Raw genomic sequence first — 16756 nt, 5'->3', positions numbered from 1 at the left:
ATATTCTTCTGCACGCAGGGGCTCCGGAGGCGCGTTGCTTCCCTAATTGGGGCCTCGCGCACGCCGCGCAAACCGGCAGTTGGGCTTCCGTGCCATGCGCGGCGCGCACTACAGGGGCGTCGCGGCGCGCGCTACTGGCGCGCATGGACATGCTCGCCCCCTTCGAGCGGCACATCGCCGCCTGCAACAACATCGCCTCCCCCTCCCACCTCATCCGCTTCCGGATCGGGGAGGAGCAGGTGGGCTGGCTTGGCGCGGAGCTGGCGCGGGCGCTGGCCTTCTATCCGCGGGAGTTCCATTTCGACGATCGCGGCGTGGCGCTGGCCGGGCGGCTGCGGGCGCCGGGAGCGCGGAGCGAGGCGCTGGCCACCGCGGCCAAGGGCCTGGCCGGGCGCGGCCACCTGACCCTGCGGGGGGAGGCCTTCGACGTGCGGGCCACGCCCGATGGCCCCGCCTTGGCGCAGATGGACCGCGGCGCGCTGCCGGCCTTCGGCATCATGTCCCAGGGCGTGCATGTGAACGGCTTCGTCCGGCGCGCCACGGGCCTTCACCTCTGGGTGGGGTGGCGGTCCCGCACCAAGCCGGTGGCGCCGGGGCAGATGGACAATGTCGTCGCCGGCGGCATCCCGGCCGGGCTCTCCCCCGCCGAGTGCCTCGTGAAGGAAGCGGCGGAGGAAGCCTCCATCCCGCCGGAGCTGGCGGGGCGGGCGGCCTTCGCGGGCCGCGTCTCCTACATCATGGCGACGGCGGAGGGGCTGCGGCGGGACGTGCTGCATTGCTACGACCTGGAGCTGCCCGAGGGCTTCGTCCCCACCCCCCATGACGACGAGGTGGAGCGCTTCGAGCTGCTGCCGGTGGAGGCGGTGATGCGCGCGGTCGCGGAGACGGAGCAGGTGAAGTTCAACGTGAACCTGGTGCTGATCGACTTCTTCCTGCGCCACGGCCTGATCGACCCCGCCGCGCCGGGGGCGGCGGCGCTGCGCGCCGGGCTCGATCAGGTGGCTTGAGCGAGACGCTGCCGGAGGTCATCGACCGTCACGCCGGCGAGCCGCGTCTCCAGCGCCGTCTCGGCGGCGTCGAAGACCTCCCGCAGCAGGGCGGGGGCGCCGCGGCCGACCGCGTCGGCGCGGTTGGGGGCGCGGTGCACCGGCAGCAGCGGCAGGCCGTTGCGGCGCATGGCCTGCCAGATATCGGCCAGCGTGATCTCCCCCGCCGGGCGGGCGAGTTCCGCGCCGCCGGGGCCGCGGCGGATGCGGATCAGCCCGGCGCGGGCGAGCTGCCCGGCCAGCCTTCGGATGACCACCGGGTTGGTGCCCACGCTTTCGGCCAGGCGGCCGCTGGTGGCCTGCCCGCCGGGTTCCGTGGCGAGCAGAAGGAGGATGTGGATGGCGACGGCAAACCGTGTTGCGACCATGCCTGCATCACGCACCGCAGCCTTTCCGGTTCCGCATGCTGCCAATGGATTGACTGTTGCGTGAACGAAGACCGAACATAGGGCATGGCCGCCCCGATCACGGTTCCCGAACGCACCTTCGCCGTCTGCCGTGCCGCCAGCCTGTTCTGCGGCATGCGGGGCTGGGCGCCGGTGCGGGAGATGCCGCTGCCGAATGGCCGACGGGCCGATATCCTGGCGCTGCTGCCCGATGGCCGCTTCGCGGTGGTGGAGGTGAAGTCCTGCGCGCGGGATTTCCTCAGCGACGGCAAGTGGCCGGAATACCGCGACTATTGCGACCTGCTCTACTTCGCCGTGGACCTCGACTTCCCCGTGGAGCTGCTGCCGGCGGATGCAGGCCTGCTGGTGGTGGAGGGGCGGGAGGCGGCGCTGGTGCGGGAGGCGCCGGCCCATCCGCTCGCGCCCGCGCGGCGGCGCGCCCTGCTGCATCGCTATGCCGTGACGGCGGCGGGGCGCCTGGCCGCGCTGCAGGACCCGGCGGGGCTGGCGGAGATGCGGGCGGCGCTGCTGGTGGAGTGATACCGTGGCTTTTGAGCCACTAACCCGCTTTAGCCGATTAGCCGGCTTATGCGCCTTTAGTCGCGTTTTTCGCAGGGTGGTGGGTGGCGACGCCCGGCCGGGCATGGATCGGCCCGTGGCAGAAGGACCATACCAGGAACATCCGCCGAAAGGCCAGCGGAACCGGCGTTCAGCCGCGGATGCGCGCCACGGTCGCCGTGGTGCTCTGCCCCGGCAGCAGCTGCGCCAGCCGCACCGCGCCGCCCCATTCCATGACGAGGTCGCTGCCCACCACCGTCTCCACCGTGTAGTCGGCGCCCTTCACCAGCACGTCGGGGCGCAGCAGCTTGATCAGCTCGACCGGCGTATCCTCCTCGAACACGCTGACGAGATCGACGGAGGAGACGGAGGCGAGGACGGCGGCGCGCGCGGCCTCGCCCTGGATGGGCCGGGTCTCGCCCTTCAGGCGCTTCACGCTGGTATCGGCGTTCAGCCCGACCACCAGGCGGTCGCACCAGGACCGCGCCTGTTCCAGCAGGTGGACATGGCCGGGATGCAGCAGGTCGAAGCAGCCATTGGTGAAGCCGATGCGGTAGCCGCGGCGGCGCCAGCGCTCCACCTGCTCGATCGCCTGGGCGCGGGAGACGACCTTGCGCAGCGCGCCGCGTTCCGGCGTCAGCGCCTCCGCCAGGTCGCTTTCGCGGGCCACGGCGGTGCCGACCTTGCCCACCACGATGCCGGCCGCGATGTTGGCCAGCCGCGCGGCGACGGGGGCGGTGAGGCCGGCGGCCAGCCCCGCGGCCACCACGGCGACGACGGTGTCCCCGGCGCCGGAGACGTCATGCACCTCCGGCGCCTCGGCCGGGAAGTGGCGGACGCCCTGGCCATCGACCAGGGTCATCCCATCCTCGCTCCGCGTCACCAGCACGGCGCCGAAGCCATGGGTGGCGCGAAGGTGCTGGGCGGCGGCGACGATCGAGTCCTCGGACTCCACCGGCATGCCGGTGGCCAGCGCCAGTTCCGCGCGGTTCGGCGTGACCATGTCGGCGCCGGCGTAGCGGGCATAGTCCACGCCCTTCGGGTCCACCACCACGCGGCGGCCGGCGGCGCGGGCGGCGGCGATCAGGCGCTGGGCGACGTCGCCCGCCAACACGCCCTTCTGGTAGTCGGACAGCACCATCACGGTGGTGGCGGCCACCGCATCGGCGGCGATGCGCACCATGCGGTCCGCCAGCCGGCTGTTGATCGGCCCCGCCATCTCATGGTCCGCGCGCAGCAGCTGCTGGCCGGCGGCGATGAAGCGGGTCTTGGTGGTGGTGGCGCGGCCGCCCTGGACCAGCAGCCAGGGCTCGACATTCGGCTGGCCGCCGATCAGCCCGGTCAGGTCGCTGCCCGCCTGGTCGTCGCCGACGACGGAGACGAAGGCGACGGCGGCGCCGAGCGCGGTCAGGTTGCGGACCACATTGCCCGCGCCGCCGGGCATGGCGAGTTCGCGTTCCACCGCCAGCACGGCCACGGGGGCCTCCGGGCTCACGCGCTGGACCTGGCCATAGACGTAGCGGTCGAGCATGGCGTCGCCGACGACGAGGACGGAGGCGCGCTTCAGCAGGCGCACCGCCTCGGTCAGGTCACCGACGGGGATCTCGGGGGTCGGCAGGTCGGCGGGCGCGGGGCCTTGCATGCAATCGCCCTACCCCAATCGCGCCATGGGGCGCAAGGCGCGCCCGCGCGGATGGGCCATAAAGTCGTGCCGCCCCCGGGTCATGCCAGCAGGAAGCCGATCCGGTCATCCTCCAGCACCGCGCAGGTCAGCGGGCCGCCGAAGACGGCGCCCGTATCGATGCCGATGCGGTGGCCGCGGATCTCGGGCGCCTTGCAGGGGGTATGGCCATGCACCACCACCGCCGGCATGGCGCCGCGCCAGGAGAGGAAGGGCTCGCGGATCCAGGTGAGGTCCATGACATCCTGCGCCGCCAGCGGCACCTCCGGCCGGATGCCGGCATGGGCGAAGAAGTAGCCGCCCGCGGCATGGCTCGGCCGGCAGGCGCGCAGGAAGGCCAGGTGCTCCTCCGGGATGCCGTCCCACTCGCCGGGGTCGCGGGGGGAAAGGCCGTAGCTGTCCAGCGTCGCGGCGCCGCCATTGTCCAGCCAGAAGCCCAGCACCGCGTCCGGCGCGGTGGGCGCCAGGGCGGCCAGCATCATCTGTTCGTGGTTGCCGACCAGGTTCACCACCCTGAGGCCGTGCAGCGGCGGCGGGCCCAGCAGCAGGTCGATCACCGCCGCGCTGTCCGGGCCGCGATCCACATAGTCGCCGAGGTGGATGAGCGTGGCCTGTTCCGCCGGGTGGTCCAGCAGGTGTTCCGCGATGCGGTCGTGCAGCGCCTCCAGCCGCTGGGCGCAGCCATGGGGATCGCCGATCGCGTAGATGCGCTGGCCGGGGGGGAGCCGGCCCGGCGCTAAGGATTCCGTAAGCATGGCCGGGGGAACCTAGCGCGACGGGGGGCGCGCGTCGCCCTCCGGTTCCCCTCTGGTCGCATCAACATGCCCGAAGGTCCAATGTTCCGCGATCCGGTGCCCGCGGCGCCGGCCGGCGGCCTGCCCCCGCTTCCGGCGGGGGGTCCCGTGGCGGGGCCGCCGCTGCCGGTGGTCATGCGCGATGCGCTGCGCGCGGCCGCGGGCCGGGTGGTGCTGCGCGTGCGGGACCTGCCGGCGCACCGGCGGCGGGTGGCCAAGGCCCTGCTGCAGGAAGGCGCGCTGGCGGCCGGCGGCACGGTGGCGGAAGGGCCGGGCGGGGACCTGCTGCTGGTGGGGGCGGAGGCGGCGCGGGCGGAACGGCTTCGCGCGCTGCTCGACCGGCTGCTGGGCGCGCCCGTCACCGGCCTGTGGTCGCTGGAGCGCGATGCGCCGGCGCTGCTGGACTATGCCGCGGGCCGCGACGCGCTGGCGGAGCCGGCGGCGGCGGGGCCGGACCTCGCCGGGCTCGATGACTGGCTGCGGCGCCTGCCGCTGGAGGGCGTGGTCTCCCGCCATCTCGGCTACCGGCTGGCGGCGGGGGATGCCGCGCCGAAGCCGGCCTTCCTGCGGCTGGATGTCGCGCGGGACGCGCTGGCCCGGCAGATGGGCGTGCTGGGGCAGGACCGGGACCTGCTGGAGCATGCGGCGCGGGCCATCGCGGCGCGGCTGCTGCGCGCGGTGGGGGATCCCTCCCAGCGCGGCGCGCTGATCGGGGAAAGGCTGCCGGGCCCGCTGCACCTGCCGGTGCCGCCGGCCTCCCTGACCGGCAAGGATGCCGGGGGGCGGGGCGGGGGCATGCTGGTCGCCAGCGTGACGCTGGAGGAAGCGGCGGATCCCCGCGCCCTGGCCGCGCGGCGGGAGGTGCTGGCCGGCATGGGCTGGCTGCTGGAGGTGGATGGGCTGACGGCGCCCGTGCTCGGCCTGCTGGCGCCGGAGACGCTGCCCGCCGACCTGCTGCGCCTGCAATGGAGCGAGGCGGTGCTGGCGCCGGCCTGCCACGCCGCGCTGCGCCGGATCGACCCGGCGCGGCTGGTCCTGGCCGGGGTGCGGGATGCCGATGCGCTGGGCTGGGCGCTGCGGCTCGGCATCACGCGGATCGAACCCGCGCCGGCCCTGGCGGCGGCGCTGGCCGCGCCCGGCCTGGCGGCCGCGGCTGCCGCGCCCCTGGTGCCGCCCGCCCCGCCGCCGCGCCGGCCCCCGGCGCCCGTGCTGAGCCCGGCGGCGTGAGCGCGCTGGAGGGCGATCGCCGCCCCGCCGCCATCCGCGCCGCGGCCGACCTGGCCGCCTTCGTGCGGGAGACGGTGGCGGCGAATGCGTCGCGGGACGTGCTGCACCTGCGCATGGCGGGGCTTTCGCCCACCATGCGGCGGCCGCACCACCAGCGGATGCTGCGGGATGCGCTGTGGCCGGCGCTGTCCGGCGCGCGAACCCGCGTCTTCGACCTGCCGAATGGCGATGTGGTGGCGGTGGCGCCGCCGCCCGCCCTGGCGCTGGAAACCACCCGCCTGGCCCTGGCAAGGACGCTGGAGGCGGCGGCGCAGGACGCCGTGCGCAGCCTGCGGCTGCCGGAAGCCGCGGCGCAGGTGCTGGCGGCGGCGGCGGAGAGCCTCGGCCTCGATCCGGCGCCGGAGGAGCCCGATCCGGGCCCGGCGCGGCCGCCCGTGACCTCCGCCCAGGTGGCGGCGGCGGAGCGGGCGCTGGCACGGGCGGACCTGGACCCGGTGACGGCGCGGCAGACCGTCTGCCGCATGGACCCCGAGGGCGCGCCGGCGGAACCGCTGTGGGAGGACCGGCGCATCGCCTGGCCGGCCCTGTCCGCGCTGGTGCTGGAAGGGGCCGATACGGCCGCCGCCGCGGCGCTGCGCCGCCGCCTGGCAAGGCTGGCGGAGGCGCGGATGCTGGCCGAGATCGGCCGGCCCGCGGCGCAGGTGGCCTGGAAGCCCGTCGGCCTGCCGCTGACGCCGGCGACGCTGGCCAGCCCGGCCTTCGACCGCTTCGATGCCGGCCTGCCGGCGGGGCGGCGGCGGGAGATCACCATCGGCTTCCGCCCGGCCGATGTGCTGGCGGACCCCGCCGGCTTCATCGCCGCGCGGGACCTGGCGCGGCCGCGCGGCTACCGCCTGGCGCTGGACGATGCGCCGGCCGGGCTGCTGGCGGTGCTGCCGGTGGCGCAGCTGGGCGTGGACATGGTGCGGCTCAGCTGGTCACCGGAATTGCCGATGACGATGCCGCCCGGCCTGGCCAGTTTCCTGGCGGATGGGCAGGGGCCGGAGGCGGTGGTGCTGGTGGGCGTCGATCGCGCCGCCGCCATCGCCTGGGGGTGGGAGGTCGGCATCCGCCGCTTCCAGGGCCCGCTGGTGGAGAAGCGCCGGCGCGGGCTGTGATGGCGCCCGCGCTTGCCCTGGCGGGCGGGCCGCGCATATCCCCGGGATGGCTTCCACGAATGACGCGGCCCTGCTGGTGCAGGGGCTGACCAAGCGCTACCGGCCGGACCGGCCCGCGGCGGTCGATGACCTGTCCTTCACCCTGCCGCGCGGCACCACCTGGGGGCTGCTGGGGGGCAATGGCGCGGGGAAGACGACCACCATCGCCATGCTGCTCGGCCTGCTGGTGCCGAGTTCCGGGCGCATCCTGGCGCTGGGGCACGACATGGCGGTGGACCGCTTCGCGGCGCTGGCGCGGATGAACTTCTCCTCCCCCTATGTCGCGCTGCCGCACCGGCTTTCCGTGGCCGAGAACCTGATGGTGTACGCGCATCTCTACGGCGTGGCCCAGCCGCGCCGGCGGATCGAGGAGCTGGCGGAGCAGTTGCAACTCACGCCATTGCTGAACCGGCCGGCGGGGGAGCTCTCCGCGGGGCAGAAGACGCGGGTGGCACTCGCGAAGTCGCTGGTGAACCGGCCGGACCTGCTGCTGCTGGACGAGCCGACGGCGAGCCTCGACCCCGATACGGGCGACTGGGTGCGGTCCTGGCTGGAACGCTACGGGGCGGAGAGCGGCTGCGCGATCCTGCTGGCCAGCCACAACATGGCGGAGGTCGAGCGGTTGTGCGCGGAGGTGCTGGTGCTGCGCGCGGGCCGCGTGGTGGACCGGGGCAGCCCGGCGGCGCTGCTGGAACGCTACGGGCGGGACGACCTGGAGGAGGTCTTTCTCGACATCGCGCGGGAGCGCGGGGTCGCGGCGGGCCGCGCGGATGATTCGGCGGAGCGTGCGGCATGAGCGGGGCATCCTCCGCGCGGCGGGTCTGGGGGCTGATGTACCGGCACCTGGCGCTCTATCGCCGGTCCTGGCCGCGGCTGCTGGAGCTGGCCTATTGGCCGGTGCTGCAGATGGTGGTGTGGGGCTTCGTCACGGCCTACCTCGCCGGCGTGCAGAACAACGTCGCGAGCGTCGCGGCGGGGGTGCTGCTGGGCGGCGTGCTGCTGTGGGAGGTCGCGATCCGCAGCCAGATGGGCTTCGCCATCTCCTTCCTGGAGGAGGTGTGGTCCCGCAACCTCGGCCATGTCTTCGTGAGCCCCTTGCGGCCGATGGAACTGGTGGCGGGGCTGGTCGCGATGAGCGTGCTGCGCATGCTGGCGGGCGTGCTGCCGGCGATCGGGCTGGCCTGGGTGCTGTACGGCTTCGGGCTGTGGACGGTGGGGCCCGTGATCGTGCTGTTCTTCGCGGGGCTGATGATGATGGGCTGGGCCGTCGCGCTGGGCGTCACCGCGCTGATCCTGCGGCATGGCGCGGGGGCGGAGCCGCTGGCGTGGTCCGTGCTGTTCGGCCTGACGCCCTTCGCCGCGGTGTTCTACCCCGTCTCCGTCCTGCCGGGCTGGCTGCAGCCCATCGCGCTGATGGTGCCGGCGGCGCATGTGTTCGAGGGCATGCGCGGCGTGCTGCTGGAGGGCACCATCGCCTGGGGCCACCTGGCGGCGGCCTTCGGGCTCAACCTGGTGTGGCTGGCGGGGGCGGTCGCGCTGTTCCTGCGGCAGTTCCAGGCGGCGCGGGAGAGGGGCGCGCTGCTCAGCATCGGGGAATAACTCAACCGGAAGCGCGGTGCGGCGTTGCGCCTGGATGAGCACGCCCCCCGCCTTCATCTTCGCCACCGGCATCGAGAACAGCATCCCCCGCATCAAGGGCGGCACGGTGCGGGTGGATGAGATGGCGCGCTGCGGCCATTACGCGCGGTGGCGGGAGGATTTCGCGCTGGTGCAGGAGATGGGGCTGTCCTTCCTGCGCTACGGCCCGCCGCTGCACACCACGCTGCTCGGCCCGGGCCGGCACGATTGGGACTTCGCCGACCAGACCTTCGGCGAATTGCACCGGCGCGACATCGTGCCGATCGTCGATCTCTGCCATTTCGGCGTGCCGGACTGGATCGGGGATTTCCAGAATCCGGATTTCCCGAACCTCTTCGCGGATTACGCGGGCGCCTTCGCGCGGCGCTTTCCCTGGGTGCAGCTCTATACGCCGGTGAATGAGATGTACATCTGCGCGCTCTTCTCCGCGCGCTATGGCTGGTGGAACGAACAGCTGGCGACGGATCGCAGCTTCGTCACGGCGCTGAAGCACATCGTGGCCGCCAATGTGCTGGCGATGCGCGCGATCCTCGCGGTGCGGCCCGACGCGATCTTCATCCAGTCCGAGAGCACGGAGTATTTCCACGCCGAAAGCCCCGCCGCCATCGGGCCGGCGGAGATGCGCAACCAGGAACGCTTCCTGTCGCTCGACCTCAACTACGGAAGGCGCGTCGACAGCGGGATGTACGAATACCTGATGGACAACGGCATGACGCGGGAGGAGTACCATTTCTTTCTGAGCCACAGCCCGCTGAAGCGCCACTGCATCATGGGCAACGACTACTACTGGACGAATGAGCACCTGGTGATGCCGGATGGCGCGACGCGCGCCTCGGGCGAGGTCTTCGGCTATGCGGTGCTGACGCACCAGTACCATGACCGCTACGCGCTGCCGGTGATGCACACCGAGACCAACATCCGCGACGAGGGCGATGGCGAGGCGGAACGCTGGCTGTGGAAGCAATGGGCCAATGTGCTGCGCGTGCGGAATGACGGCGTGCCGGTGGTGGGCTTCACCTGGTATTCGCTGACCGACCAGGTGGACTGGAACACCGCGCTGCGGGAGGAGAACGGGCATGTCGATCCCGTCGGGCTCTATGACCTCGACCGGAAGATCCGCCCCGTGGGCCGCGCCTTCAAGCGGCTGGTGGAGCAGTGGCGGGACGTGCTGCCGGCGCAGTCGCTCTGCCTCCAGGTGCCGGTGGTGATGCCGAGCGCGCACCAGGTGGACGGGCTGCCGGAGGCCTATTGGGTGGGGCAGGCGCGGCGGCGCGCGCGGTAAGGGGCCTTCCGGCGCGCCGGCCGCGGCGCTAGACCCGGCGCCGTGACGAACACCCGCATCTTCCTCGTCCGGCATGCGCTGGTCGAGCCTTCGGCCCGCGCGCTGATCTATGGCAGCATGGATGTCGCGCTCTGCGACCTGGCCCTGCGGCAGGAGGCGCTGTCCTATCGCTGGCTGGCGGCGCGGCTGCCCGTGGGGGCGCGCTGGGTGGTGACGAACCTGTCCCGCACCCGCGCCACCGCCGCCGCGATCTTCGCCGCCGGCTACCCGGAAGCGCCCTTGCAGACGGAGCCGGACCTGGCGGAACAGCACCTCGGCGAATGGCAGGGGCTGTCGCATGAGGCCTTCGCGGAGAAGATCCGCCACAAGCCCCACCCCTTCTGGCCGCATGCGGCGGAGGAGAAGCCGCCCGGCGGCGAATCCTTCGCCGAGATGGTGGAGCGCGTGGCGCCGGTGCTGGAGCGGCTGGCGGCGGAGACGCCGGGCGGCGATATCGTGATCGTCGCGCATGGCGGGTCGATCCGCGCCTCCATCGCCCATGCCATGGGGCTGACGCCGCACCAGGCGCTGATCTTCTCCATCAAGAACCTGTCCCTGACCCGGCTGGAGAAGCAGGGGGAGGCGTGGCGGGTGGCGGCGGTGAACGAGGAGCCGTTCACGCCCGTGGCAGCGTAGCTGCTCACGCCCGCGGCGGCTTGGCCCCCGCCATCAAAACACCCTCGGGCCGCCACAGCTTGCCCTTGGACACCCGAGTCGCGGACGGGTAGAAGCTGAACCCTCATAGGGTTGCAGGAGGTCGTTCATGCTCCGTGGCATCATCGTGGCACTCAGCCTGCTCATCGCGCTGCCCGCGGCCGCGCAGCAGGAGGAGCAGGCCCTGGTCGATCGCGCGACGCTCGCGGTCCAGGAGCTGATGTCCACCGGGGAGAACACGGCGGATGCCCTGAACTTCCTGCGCCGGTCCCGCGCCGTGATGGTCTGCCCCCGGCTGTTCCGCGCCGGCTTCATCCTCGGCGGAGAGGGCGGGTCCTGCGTGCTGGTGGGGCGCGATGGCGCCGGCTCCTGGTCCTCGCCCGCCTTCTACACGGTGGGGTCGGGCAGCGTCGGGCTGCAGATCGGCGTGCAGGACGCCATGGTCATCATGATGATCATGACGGATCGCGGCCTCGGCGCCGTGATGGACAGCCAGTTCAAGATCGGCGCCGACGCTTCCGTCGCGCTGGCGACGATCGGCGGCGGCATCCAGGGCAGCACCACGGCGGCGGCGGGGGCGGATATCGTGGCCGTGGCGCGGTCCCGCGGCCTTTTCGCGGGCATCTCGCTCTCGGGCTCCGTCCTCTCCTACCGGCCGGAATCGGCGCGGGCCTATTACGGGCGGGAGTATTCGGCCCGGCAGATCGTGATGGCGATGGAGGCCCATAACCCGGGCTCCGACCCGCTGCGCGCCATGCTGCTGCGCTTCGGCGCCCGGCAATAGGGTCAGGCGGCCAGCCGCGCCGCCGATCCCGCCAGCAGCGGCGCCAGGCCCTGGGCCAGCGCCGCGGCGCGCGTCGCCATGGTGTGGCCGCCCAGCACGCGGTCCCGCCCGGCTTCGCCCATCAGGCGGCGCTGGTCATCCGGCAGGATCGCCAGCCAGCGCAGCGCCCGCGCCAGGGCCCGTGCATCGCCGGGCGGCACCAGGTGGCCGGCATCCGGGGCCACCACCTCCCGCATCCCCGCCGTGGCGGGGCCGATGACGGGAAGCCGCAGCGCCATGGCCCGCAGCGCATCCTCCACCGACCCCTCCGCGGCGACGAAGCCGAGGTAGCGCGGCGCCTCCGCCGCCAGCCAATCCGGGCCCCGCGCGCCGAGGAAGCGCGCCTGGTCGGAGACGCCGCGTTCCAGCGCCTCCGCCCGCCAGGCATCGAAGAACGGGCCGCTGCCGATCAGGTCCACCACCGGCCGCAGGCCGGGCGGCAGGCTGGCCAGGGCCGCGAGCAGCATCGGCACCCCGGCCCCGCCCCGCATCGGGTCCAGGCAGAGCAGGCGGCCGTTGCGATCCGGGGCCGCGGCCCCGCCCGCCGCCCAGGGCGTGGTGCAGGCGATGGCGGGCGGCAGCAGGCGGAGCGGCGTGGCGGGCGCCAGGGCGCGGCACTGGTCGGCCATCGCCGCCCCGGTGGCGAAGAGGAGGTCCGCCGAGCGCAGCTTCGCCCCGAGGCCCGGCGCATCCAGCGCCGCGGGGGCCAGGGAGACCGGCGCGCCGGCGAGCCTGGCGCCCACCAGCGCGGCGGTGGCGGCGGCATCGCCGGCGGCGACATGGATGGCGCCGCAGCCCCAGGCCTGGAAGGCCGCGGCGATGCGCGCACCCTGGCGCAGCGCGTCCCGCGCCGGCAGGTCGCCGCTGGCGAAGGCCAGCCTGGTGGCCCGGGCCAGGGCGAGGGGGTTGCGCGGCAGGGGCGCGGGCATGGCTTCCTCCCCCGCCAGGAAGGGGATGACGGTCAGGCCGAGGCGGCGGAGGCTGGCGATCTCGGCGGCGGCCTCGCATTTCGCGGGCAGGACGTAGAGCAGGGGGGCGGGGGCGGTGGTGGGGCCCTCGGGCATGGCGTCGAACGGCATGGTTCGGACTCCTCGGGCGCGGTGGGGGGCTGCGCCGGGCGGGGCGTTGCAGGAGGCGTGCCGCTGGGGAAGGCGCTGCCTTCCCAAGGCCCCTTCAACCAGCGCCGAACCGCCATCAGATTGATCTGGCACCAAAATCCGGCGGTCCAGGGTCCCCCTGGACCCTGGCGAGGGGGGTATCGGGGGGAGCAGCGCTCCCCCCGGGCCACTCGCATTCTGCAACGCAACCCTCCGGCACGCCCCCTGCACTCCCTCCCTGCAGGCGGCCCCCTCCCGGACCGCCCGATGCAGTTCGAGAGGCGCCCGTGTCCGTAACCCCCAGGCTCAGCGTCATCATCCCCGCCCGCAACGCGATCCGCTGGCTGCCCGGCGCCATCGCCTCCATCGGCGGGCGGGCGGATATCGAGATCCTCGTGGTCGATGACGGATCGACGGATGGCACGGCGGACTATCTGCGCGGCATCGCGCGGTCCGACCGGCGCATCCGGCCGCTGGTCTCGGCCGGGGAGGGGCCGGCCGCGGCGCGCAACACGGGGATCGCGGCCGCGCAGGCGCCGCTGGTGGCCTTCCTGGATGCGGATGACCGCTGGCGCCGGGGCAAGCTGGCGGCGCAGCTGGAGATGCACCGGCTGTATCCGGACCTCGCCTTCTCCTTCACCGATCATCGCCGCTTCGCGGAGGATGGCGCGAGCCTGGCCGGGGGCCTGGCCCGTTGCGCCGCCTTCGCCGCCCGCCACGCCATGCGGCGGGAAGGCTTCGTGCTGGACCGCGACGCGCAGGCGCAGATCTATGCGGAGCCGGTGGTCGCGACCTCCACCGTCATGGCCAGCACGGCGCTGCTGCGCGCGGTGGGCGGCTTCAACGAACAGCTCCGCCGGGCGGAGGATTGGGATCTGTGGCTGCACCTGGCCGCCTGCGGCCCGGTGGGCTGCCTGCCCCAGGCGCTGTCGGACAAGCTGGTGCGGGTGGTGGACCCGGATGGGCATGAGGCGCTGATGCGCCGCGCATCCCGCCGCCAGGTGGCGGAAGCCTATGCCGCCCCCGCGCGGCTGCTGGACGAGGATGCGCCGCGGGCCTGCCGCAGCAACCAGCTGGCGCTGGATGCGGATGGCGCGGCGCTGGCGGGCCGGCGGGTGCAGGCGGCGCTGCTGCGGCTTTCGGCCTTCGCCAGCCAGCCGCGGCGGGATGCCACGCGCGCCGGCGCCTGGGACCTGTTCCGCGCGCGCGGCCGCCAGCCGGCGCTGGAAGCGCGGGGGTCGTGACCATGCAGGGCGCCATCGCCTTCCCGGCCATGCAGGTCGTTGACCGCCTCGTCGCGGAGTGCCACAGGTTCGAGGTGAGCGCGATCGACCCCGACATTGCCGGCCAGCTGGCATCCGAACTGCCGCTCGAGGATTTCGTGCGCATCGTGCGGACCTTCGAGGAAGACCTCGGCCGCCTGGCGCGGCAGCTGGAAGCCGCGGTCGCCAGCGGCGACCAGGATGGCTATCGCCGCGCCGCGCACAGCCTGGCGGGCGCCGCGGCGGCGGTGGGCGCGCGGCGGCTGGAACATGTCGCGCGGCTCGGCATGGATCATCGCGCGCAGGTCGATCCCCGCACCATCGCGCTGCATGTGCAGCATGAGGCGCGCGCCGCGCTGGCCGAGCTGGCCGCGCTGGCCGACAACCCGCCCGGTTCCGCCTAGCCCCCCATGGCCGGGGCCGCCGCGCGCGTCCTGATCGTCGAGGATACGCCCACCCAGGCCGAGGTCGCCCGCGCGCTGCTGCGCGACCTCGGGCATGAGATCCGGGTGGCGGAGACCGGCGCGGCGGCGGTGGAACAGACGCTGGCCTGGCGGCCCGACGCCATCCTGATGGATATCGAGCTGCCCGATTTCTCGGGCTTCGAGGCGATGCGCCGGCTGCGCGCCGCGGGCATCGAGACCGCCATCATCGTCGTCACCGCGCATGGCAGCGTGAACCATGCGGTGGAGGCGATGCGCGAGGGCGCGGTCGATTTCATCGTCAAGCCCTACGCCAAGACGCGCCTGACCGTGACGTTGCAGAACGCGCTGGAGAAGCGCGCGCTGGCGACGGAGCTGCGGGAGGTGAAGGCGCAGCTGTCGCGCGACCGCTTCCACGGCTTCATCGGCGCATCGCCCGCCATGCAGGCGGTCTATCGCACCATCGAGAGCGTCGCGGCGAGCAAGGCCAACGTCTTCATCACGGGCGAGAGCGGCACCGGCAAGGAGCTGGCGGCGGAGGCGGTGCACCGCGCGAGCCCGCGCCGCGCCGGGCCCTTCATCGCGCTGAACTGCGGCGCCATCCCGCGCGACCTGCTGGAGAGCGAGATCTTCGGCCATGTGAAGGGCGCCTTCAGCGGGGCGACGGAGAACCGCGCCGGGGCGGCGAAGCTGGCGGATGGGGGCACGCTGTTCCTGGACGAGATCGGCGAATTGCCGCTCGACATGCAGGTGAAGCTGCTGCGCTTCGTGCAGACGGGCAGCTACCAGCCCGTCGGCGCCTCCAGGCCCGAGAAGGGGGATGTGCGCTTCGTCTCCGCCACCAACCGCGACCCCTGGGCGGAGGTGGAGGCCGGGCGGTTCCGGGAGGATCTGTACTACCGCCTCTATGTCGTGCCGGTGGAGATGCCGCCGCTGCGCGCGCGGGGCGCCGATGTGGCGCTGGTGGCGCGGCACTTCCTGGCGGCCTTCGCGAAGGAGGAAGGCAAGCGCTTCCGCGCCTTCGCGCGGGAGGCGGAGGCGGCGCTGATGGCCTATCCCTGGCCCGGCAATGTGCGCCAGCTGCAGAACGTGATCCGCAACATCGTCGTGCTGCATGACGGCGACCGGGTGGAGGCGGCGATGCTGCCGCCCATGCTGCTGCGCCTGGGATCGCTCCGCCCGGCGGCGCCCATGCCCGTGCCCATGCCCATGCCCGTGCCGGCGCCCGCCCCGGCCATGCCGGTCGCGGTGGTGACGCGGCTGGAGCCGCAGGCCTGGCCGGAGCCGGAGGAATTGCCGCCGCCGCCCCCGCCGCCACCGCCCCCGCCGGCGCCCCCCGTCCTGGCATCGTTGCCGGAGCCCGAGCCGCCGGCGCCCGCCTGGGTGCCGCCGGCGCGGATCGAGGATTTCCAGCCGCTGGCGGAGGTGGAGAAGCGCTACATCCTGGCGGCGCTGGACCAGCTGGGGCAGGACGTGCCGCGCGCGGCCTCCGTCCTGCGGATCAACCCCTCCACCATCTATCGTAAATTGCAGGCCTGGCGGGCGGAGGAACCGCGGTAGCGGTTCACGCTTTGGCAGTGCGCGCCGGCCAGAGTGGCGGCGGGCGGCAGGATGGCTGCCCGGCGGCGGGCATTGGCGCGATTCGTTCTGGACGGCCGGTGCCCACCGCATGGCAAGATCGCCCGGTGGGGAGCATCGCAGCATGGAACAGCTCAGCGCATTGGCCGACTACGTCATCCGCAGGGCGCTCGGCTTTGCCGGGCTGGCGGCGGCGACGCTGATGCTGTCGCTGTCCTTCGACCTGGCGCTGGCGCTGCGGATGGGCGCCTGGGCGGCGGCGGCCACGCTGCTCGGCCTGCTGATCCAGGCGCATCGCGCGCCGCGCCGCAACATGCGGCACAGCGAGCTGTGGGCGCTGGCGGCGGGGCACCGGGTGGCGGATGAGCTGCCCGACCACCGGCGGGGCGAGGTGATCGCCGCCGTCATGCGCCAACGCCTGATCTGGCACGCGGAACGCGTGGCGGCGCTGGCGCTGGCGCTGTGGCTGCTGGACGGGCTGGTCCTGCTGGTGCACGCGCTGCGGTAGCGGCGCGGCTGCCCCGAGGGCAGGGCGTCAGGCGGGGGTGGTGCGGTCGCCCTCGCCAAGCGCGCGCTGCATGAAGACGACATCGACCCAGCGGCCGAACTTCAGCCCGGCCGCCTTCAGCACGCCCGCCTGGCGGAAGCCCAGCGAGACATGCAGGCCGATGGAGCCGACATTCTCGGAATCGCCGATCACGGCGAACATCTGGCGGAAGCCGCATTCGGTGGCGCGGGCCAGCAGCGCCTCCACCAGCGCCTTGCCCACGCCCTGGCCGCGCACGTCGTCGCGGACATAGATCGAATCCTCGGCGGCGAAGCGGTAGGCGGAGCGGTCGCGGAACTGGTTGAAATAGGCGTAGCCCATGACGGTGCCGTCCAGCTCCGCCACCAGCCAGGCCCAGCCCGCGCCCTGCACCTTCGCCATGCGCGCGGCCATGTCGGCCTCGCCCGGCGGCTCCTCCTCGAAGGTCCCGGTGCCGACGGCGACGTGGTGCGCGTAGATGGCGGTGATGGCCGGCACATCGGCAGGCCTGGCGTCACGGATCAGCATGGCGTCGCGGCTTATCCCT

General features: G+C 73.6%; 18 protein-coding genes. 13 read left to right on the top strand and 5 right to left on the bottom strand.

The genetic code is table 11. The annotated features are described in order from the left end of the window. The first annotated feature begins 143 nt into the window (after positions 1-143). Complete coding sequence (locus JJI54_RS19265; protein ID WP_203074675.1) at positions 144-1007, top strand: NUDIX hydrolase; 864 nt, start codon at positions 144-146, stop codon at positions 1005-1007. Here the strand turns inward: JJI54_RS19265 and JJI54_RS19260 are convergent. Then, positions 995-1414, bottom strand: a complete 420-nt coding sequence (locus JJI54_RS19260; RefSeq protein ID WP_203074674.1) for an Rrf2 family transcriptional regulator — start codon at positions 1412-1414, stop codon at positions 995-997. The genes JJI54_RS19265 and JJI54_RS19260 overlap by 13 nt on opposite strands. Before the next feature lie 84 nt (positions 1415-1498). On the opposite strand from JJI54_RS19260, the gene JJI54_RS19255 reads away from it, so the two are divergent. Next, complete coding sequence (locus JJI54_RS19255; protein ID WP_203074673.1) at positions 1499-1972, top strand: MmcB family DNA repair protein; 474 nt, start codon at positions 1499-1501, stop codon at positions 1970-1972. Positions 1973-2141: 169 nt separating this feature from the next. On the opposite strand, the gene rfaE1 is transcribed toward JJI54_RS19255, so the two are convergent. Continuing rightward, a complete protein-coding gene (rfaE1, locus tag JJI54_RS19250; RefSeq protein WP_203074672.1) occupies positions 2142-3632 on the bottom strand; it encodes a D-glycero-beta-D-manno-heptose-7-phosphate kinase in 1491 nt (496 codons plus the stop codon). Positions 3633-3712: 80 nt separating this feature from the next. Next, positions 3713-4426 (bottom strand): metallophosphoesterase family protein, encoded by a 714-nt coding sequence (locus JJI54_RS19245; protein WP_203074671.1) that lies wholly within the window; start codon positions 4424-4426, stop codon positions 3713-3715. Positions 4427-4507: 81 nt separating this feature from the next. On the opposite strand from JJI54_RS19245, the gene JJI54_RS19240 reads away from it, so the two are divergent. From JJI54_RS19240 to JJI54_RS19210, 7 genes are all read left to right on the top strand, one after another. After that, positions 4508-5692: a hypothetical protein gene (locus JJI54_RS19240; RefSeq protein WP_203074670.1), complete on the top strand. Its 1185-nt coding sequence runs from the start codon at positions 4508-4510 to the stop codon at positions 5690-5692. After that, positions 5689-6849 (top strand): EAL domain-containing protein, encoded by a 1161-nt coding sequence (locus tag JJI54_RS19235; protein WP_203074669.1) that lies wholly within the window; start codon positions 5689-5691, stop codon positions 6847-6849. Before JJI54_RS19240 ends, JJI54_RS19235 begins: the two co-directional genes overlap by 4 nt. 46 nt (positions 6850-6895) lie before the next feature. Beyond that, positions 6896-7684 carry an ABC transporter ATP-binding protein gene (locus JJI54_RS19230; RefSeq protein WP_203074668.1) on the top strand — a complete coding sequence of 263 codons (789 nt, stop codon included), beginning with the start codon at positions 6896-6898 and terminating at the stop codon, positions 7682-7684. Continuing rightward, on the top strand, positions 7681-8487 hold the full coding sequence (locus tag JJI54_RS19225) for an ABC transporter permease (RefSeq protein WP_203074667.1): 807 nt from the start codon (positions 7681-7683) through the stop codon (positions 8485-8487). Before JJI54_RS19230 ends, JJI54_RS19225 begins: the two co-directional genes overlap by 4 nt. Positions 8488-8521: 34 nt before the next feature. Then, entirely contained in the window at positions 8522-9808 is a 1287-nt protein-coding gene (locus tag JJI54_RS19220; protein WP_203074666.1) for a family 1 glycosylhydrolase, read from the top strand. A 42-nt stretch (positions 9809-9850) separates the two neighbouring features. Beyond that, on the top strand, positions 9851-10483 hold the full coding sequence (locus JJI54_RS19215) for a histidine phosphatase family protein (RefSeq protein ID WP_203074665.1): 633 nt from the start codon (positions 9851-9853) through the stop codon (positions 10481-10483). Positions 10484-10610: 127 nt separating this feature from the next. Beyond that, complete coding sequence (locus tag JJI54_RS19210) at positions 10611-11285, top strand: lipid-binding SYLF domain-containing protein (protein WP_203074664.1); 675 nt, start codon at positions 10611-10613, stop codon at positions 11283-11285. A 2-nt stretch (positions 11286-11287) separates the two neighbouring features. Here the strand turns inward: JJI54_RS19210 and JJI54_RS19205 are convergent, their stop codons facing one another. Beyond that, positions 11288-12403, bottom strand: a complete 1116-nt coding sequence (locus tag JJI54_RS19205; protein ID WP_203074663.1) for a glycosyltransferase — start codon at positions 12401-12403, stop codon at positions 11288-11290. A 305-nt stretch (positions 12404-12708) separates the two neighbouring features. Here JJI54_RS19205 and JJI54_RS19200 point away from each other — a divergent pair, with 305 nt between their 5' ends. The 4 genes from JJI54_RS19200 (at position 12709) to JJI54_RS19185 (ending at position 16191) form a co-directional block, all read left to right on the top strand. Beyond that, on the top strand, positions 12709-13665 hold the full coding sequence (locus JJI54_RS19200) for a glycosyltransferase family 2 protein (RefSeq protein WP_203074662.1): 957 nt from the start codon (positions 12709-12711) through the stop codon (positions 13663-13665). A 2-nt stretch (positions 13666-13667) separates the two neighbouring features. Next, positions 13668-14087, top strand: a complete 420-nt coding sequence (locus JJI54_RS19195; protein WP_226381927.1) for an Hpt domain-containing protein — start codon at positions 13668-13670, stop codon at positions 14085-14087. 6 nt (positions 14088-14093) lie between these two features. Further along, a complete protein-coding gene (locus JJI54_RS19190; protein WP_203074660.1) occupies positions 14094-15665 on the top strand; it encodes a sigma-54-dependent transcriptional regulator in 1572 nt (523 codons plus the stop codon). Positions 15666-15807: 142 nt separating this feature from the next. After that, positions 15808-16191, top strand: a complete 384-nt coding sequence (locus tag JJI54_RS19185; protein WP_203074659.1) for a hypothetical protein — start codon at positions 15808-15810, stop codon at positions 16189-16191. 27 nt (positions 16192-16218) lie between these two features. Here JJI54_RS19185 and JJI54_RS19180 read toward each other — a convergent pair whose 3' ends face one another. Further along, positions 16219-16737, bottom strand: coding sequence for a GNAT family N-acetyltransferase (locus JJI54_RS19180; protein ID WP_203074658.1), 519 nt, complete (start codon positions 16735-16737; stop codon positions 16219-16221). Positions 16738-16756 lie beyond the last annotated feature (19 nt).

Origin of the sequence: Falsiroseomonas ponticola (assembly GCF_016805305.1) — a bacterium.
GTDB classification, from domain to species: Bacteria; Pseudomonadota; Alphaproteobacteria; order Acetobacterales; family Acetobacteraceae; genus Falsiroseomonas; species Falsiroseomonas ponticola.
The sequence above is the reverse complement of the archived record's forward strand: the minus strand, read 5'-3'. Positions and strand labels throughout refer to the sequence as shown.

What these genes read in the sequence shown, in the direction of transcription:
- JJI54_RS19210 (WP_203074664.1), top strand. Translation starts at nt 10,611, where the DNA reads ATGCTCCGTGGCATCATCGTGGCACTCAGCCTGCTCATCGCGCTGCCC.
- rfaE1 (WP_203074672.1), bottom strand. Translation starts at nt 3,632, where the DNA reads ATGCAAGGCCCCGCGCCCGCCGACCTGCCGACCCCCGAGATCCCCGTC.
- JJI54_RS19205 (WP_203074663.1), bottom strand. Translation starts at nt 12,403, where the DNA reads ATGCCGTTCGACGCCATGCCCGAGGGCCCCACCACCGCCCCCGCCCCC.
- JJI54_RS19245 (WP_203074671.1), bottom strand. Translation starts at nt 4,426, where the DNA reads ATGCTTACGGAATCCTTAGCGCCGGGCCGGCTCCCCCCCGGCCAGCGC.
- JJI54_RS19225 (WP_203074667.1), top strand. Translation starts at nt 7,681, where the DNA reads ATGAGCGGGGCATCCTCCGCGCGGCGGGTCTGGGGGCTGATGTACCGG.
- JJI54_RS19185 (WP_203074659.1), top strand. Translation starts at nt 15,808, where the DNA reads ATGGAACAGCTCAGCGCATTGGCCGACTACGTCATCCGCAGGGCGCTC.
- JJI54_RS19195 (WP_226381927.1), top strand. Translation starts at nt 13,668, where the DNA reads ATGCAGGGCGCCATCGCCTTCCCGGCCATGCAGGTCGTTGACCGCCTC.
- JJI54_RS19220 (WP_203074666.1), top strand. Translation starts at nt 8,522, where the DNA reads ATGAGCACGCCCCCCGCCTTCATCTTCGCCACCGGCATCGAGAACAGC.
- JJI54_RS19265 (WP_203074675.1), top strand. Translation starts at nt 144, where the DNA reads ATGGACATGCTCGCCCCCTTCGAGCGGCACATCGCCGCCTGCAACAAC.
- JJI54_RS19260 (WP_203074674.1), bottom strand. Translation starts at nt 1,414, where the DNA reads ATGGTCGCAACACGGTTTGCCGTCGCCATCCACATCCTCCTTCTGCTC.
- JJI54_RS19240 (WP_203074670.1), top strand. Translation starts at nt 4,508, where the DNA reads ATGTTCCGCGATCCGGTGCCCGCGGCGCCGGCCGGCGGCCTGCCCCCG.
- JJI54_RS19255 (WP_203074673.1), top strand. Translation starts at nt 1,499, where the DNA reads ATGGCCGCCCCGATCACGGTTCCCGAACGCACCTTCGCCGTCTGCCGT.
- JJI54_RS19190 (WP_203074660.1), top strand. Translation starts at nt 14,094, where the DNA reads ATGGCCGGGGCCGCCGCGCGCGTCCTGATCGTCGAGGATACGCCCACC.
- JJI54_RS19230 (WP_203074668.1), top strand. Translation starts at nt 6,896, where the DNA reads ATGGCTTCCACGAATGACGCGGCCCTGCTGGTGCAGGGGCTGACCAAG.
- JJI54_RS19180 (WP_203074658.1), bottom strand. Translation starts at nt 16,737, where the DNA reads ATGCTGATCCGTGACGCCAGGCCTGCCGATGTGCCGGCCATCACCGCC.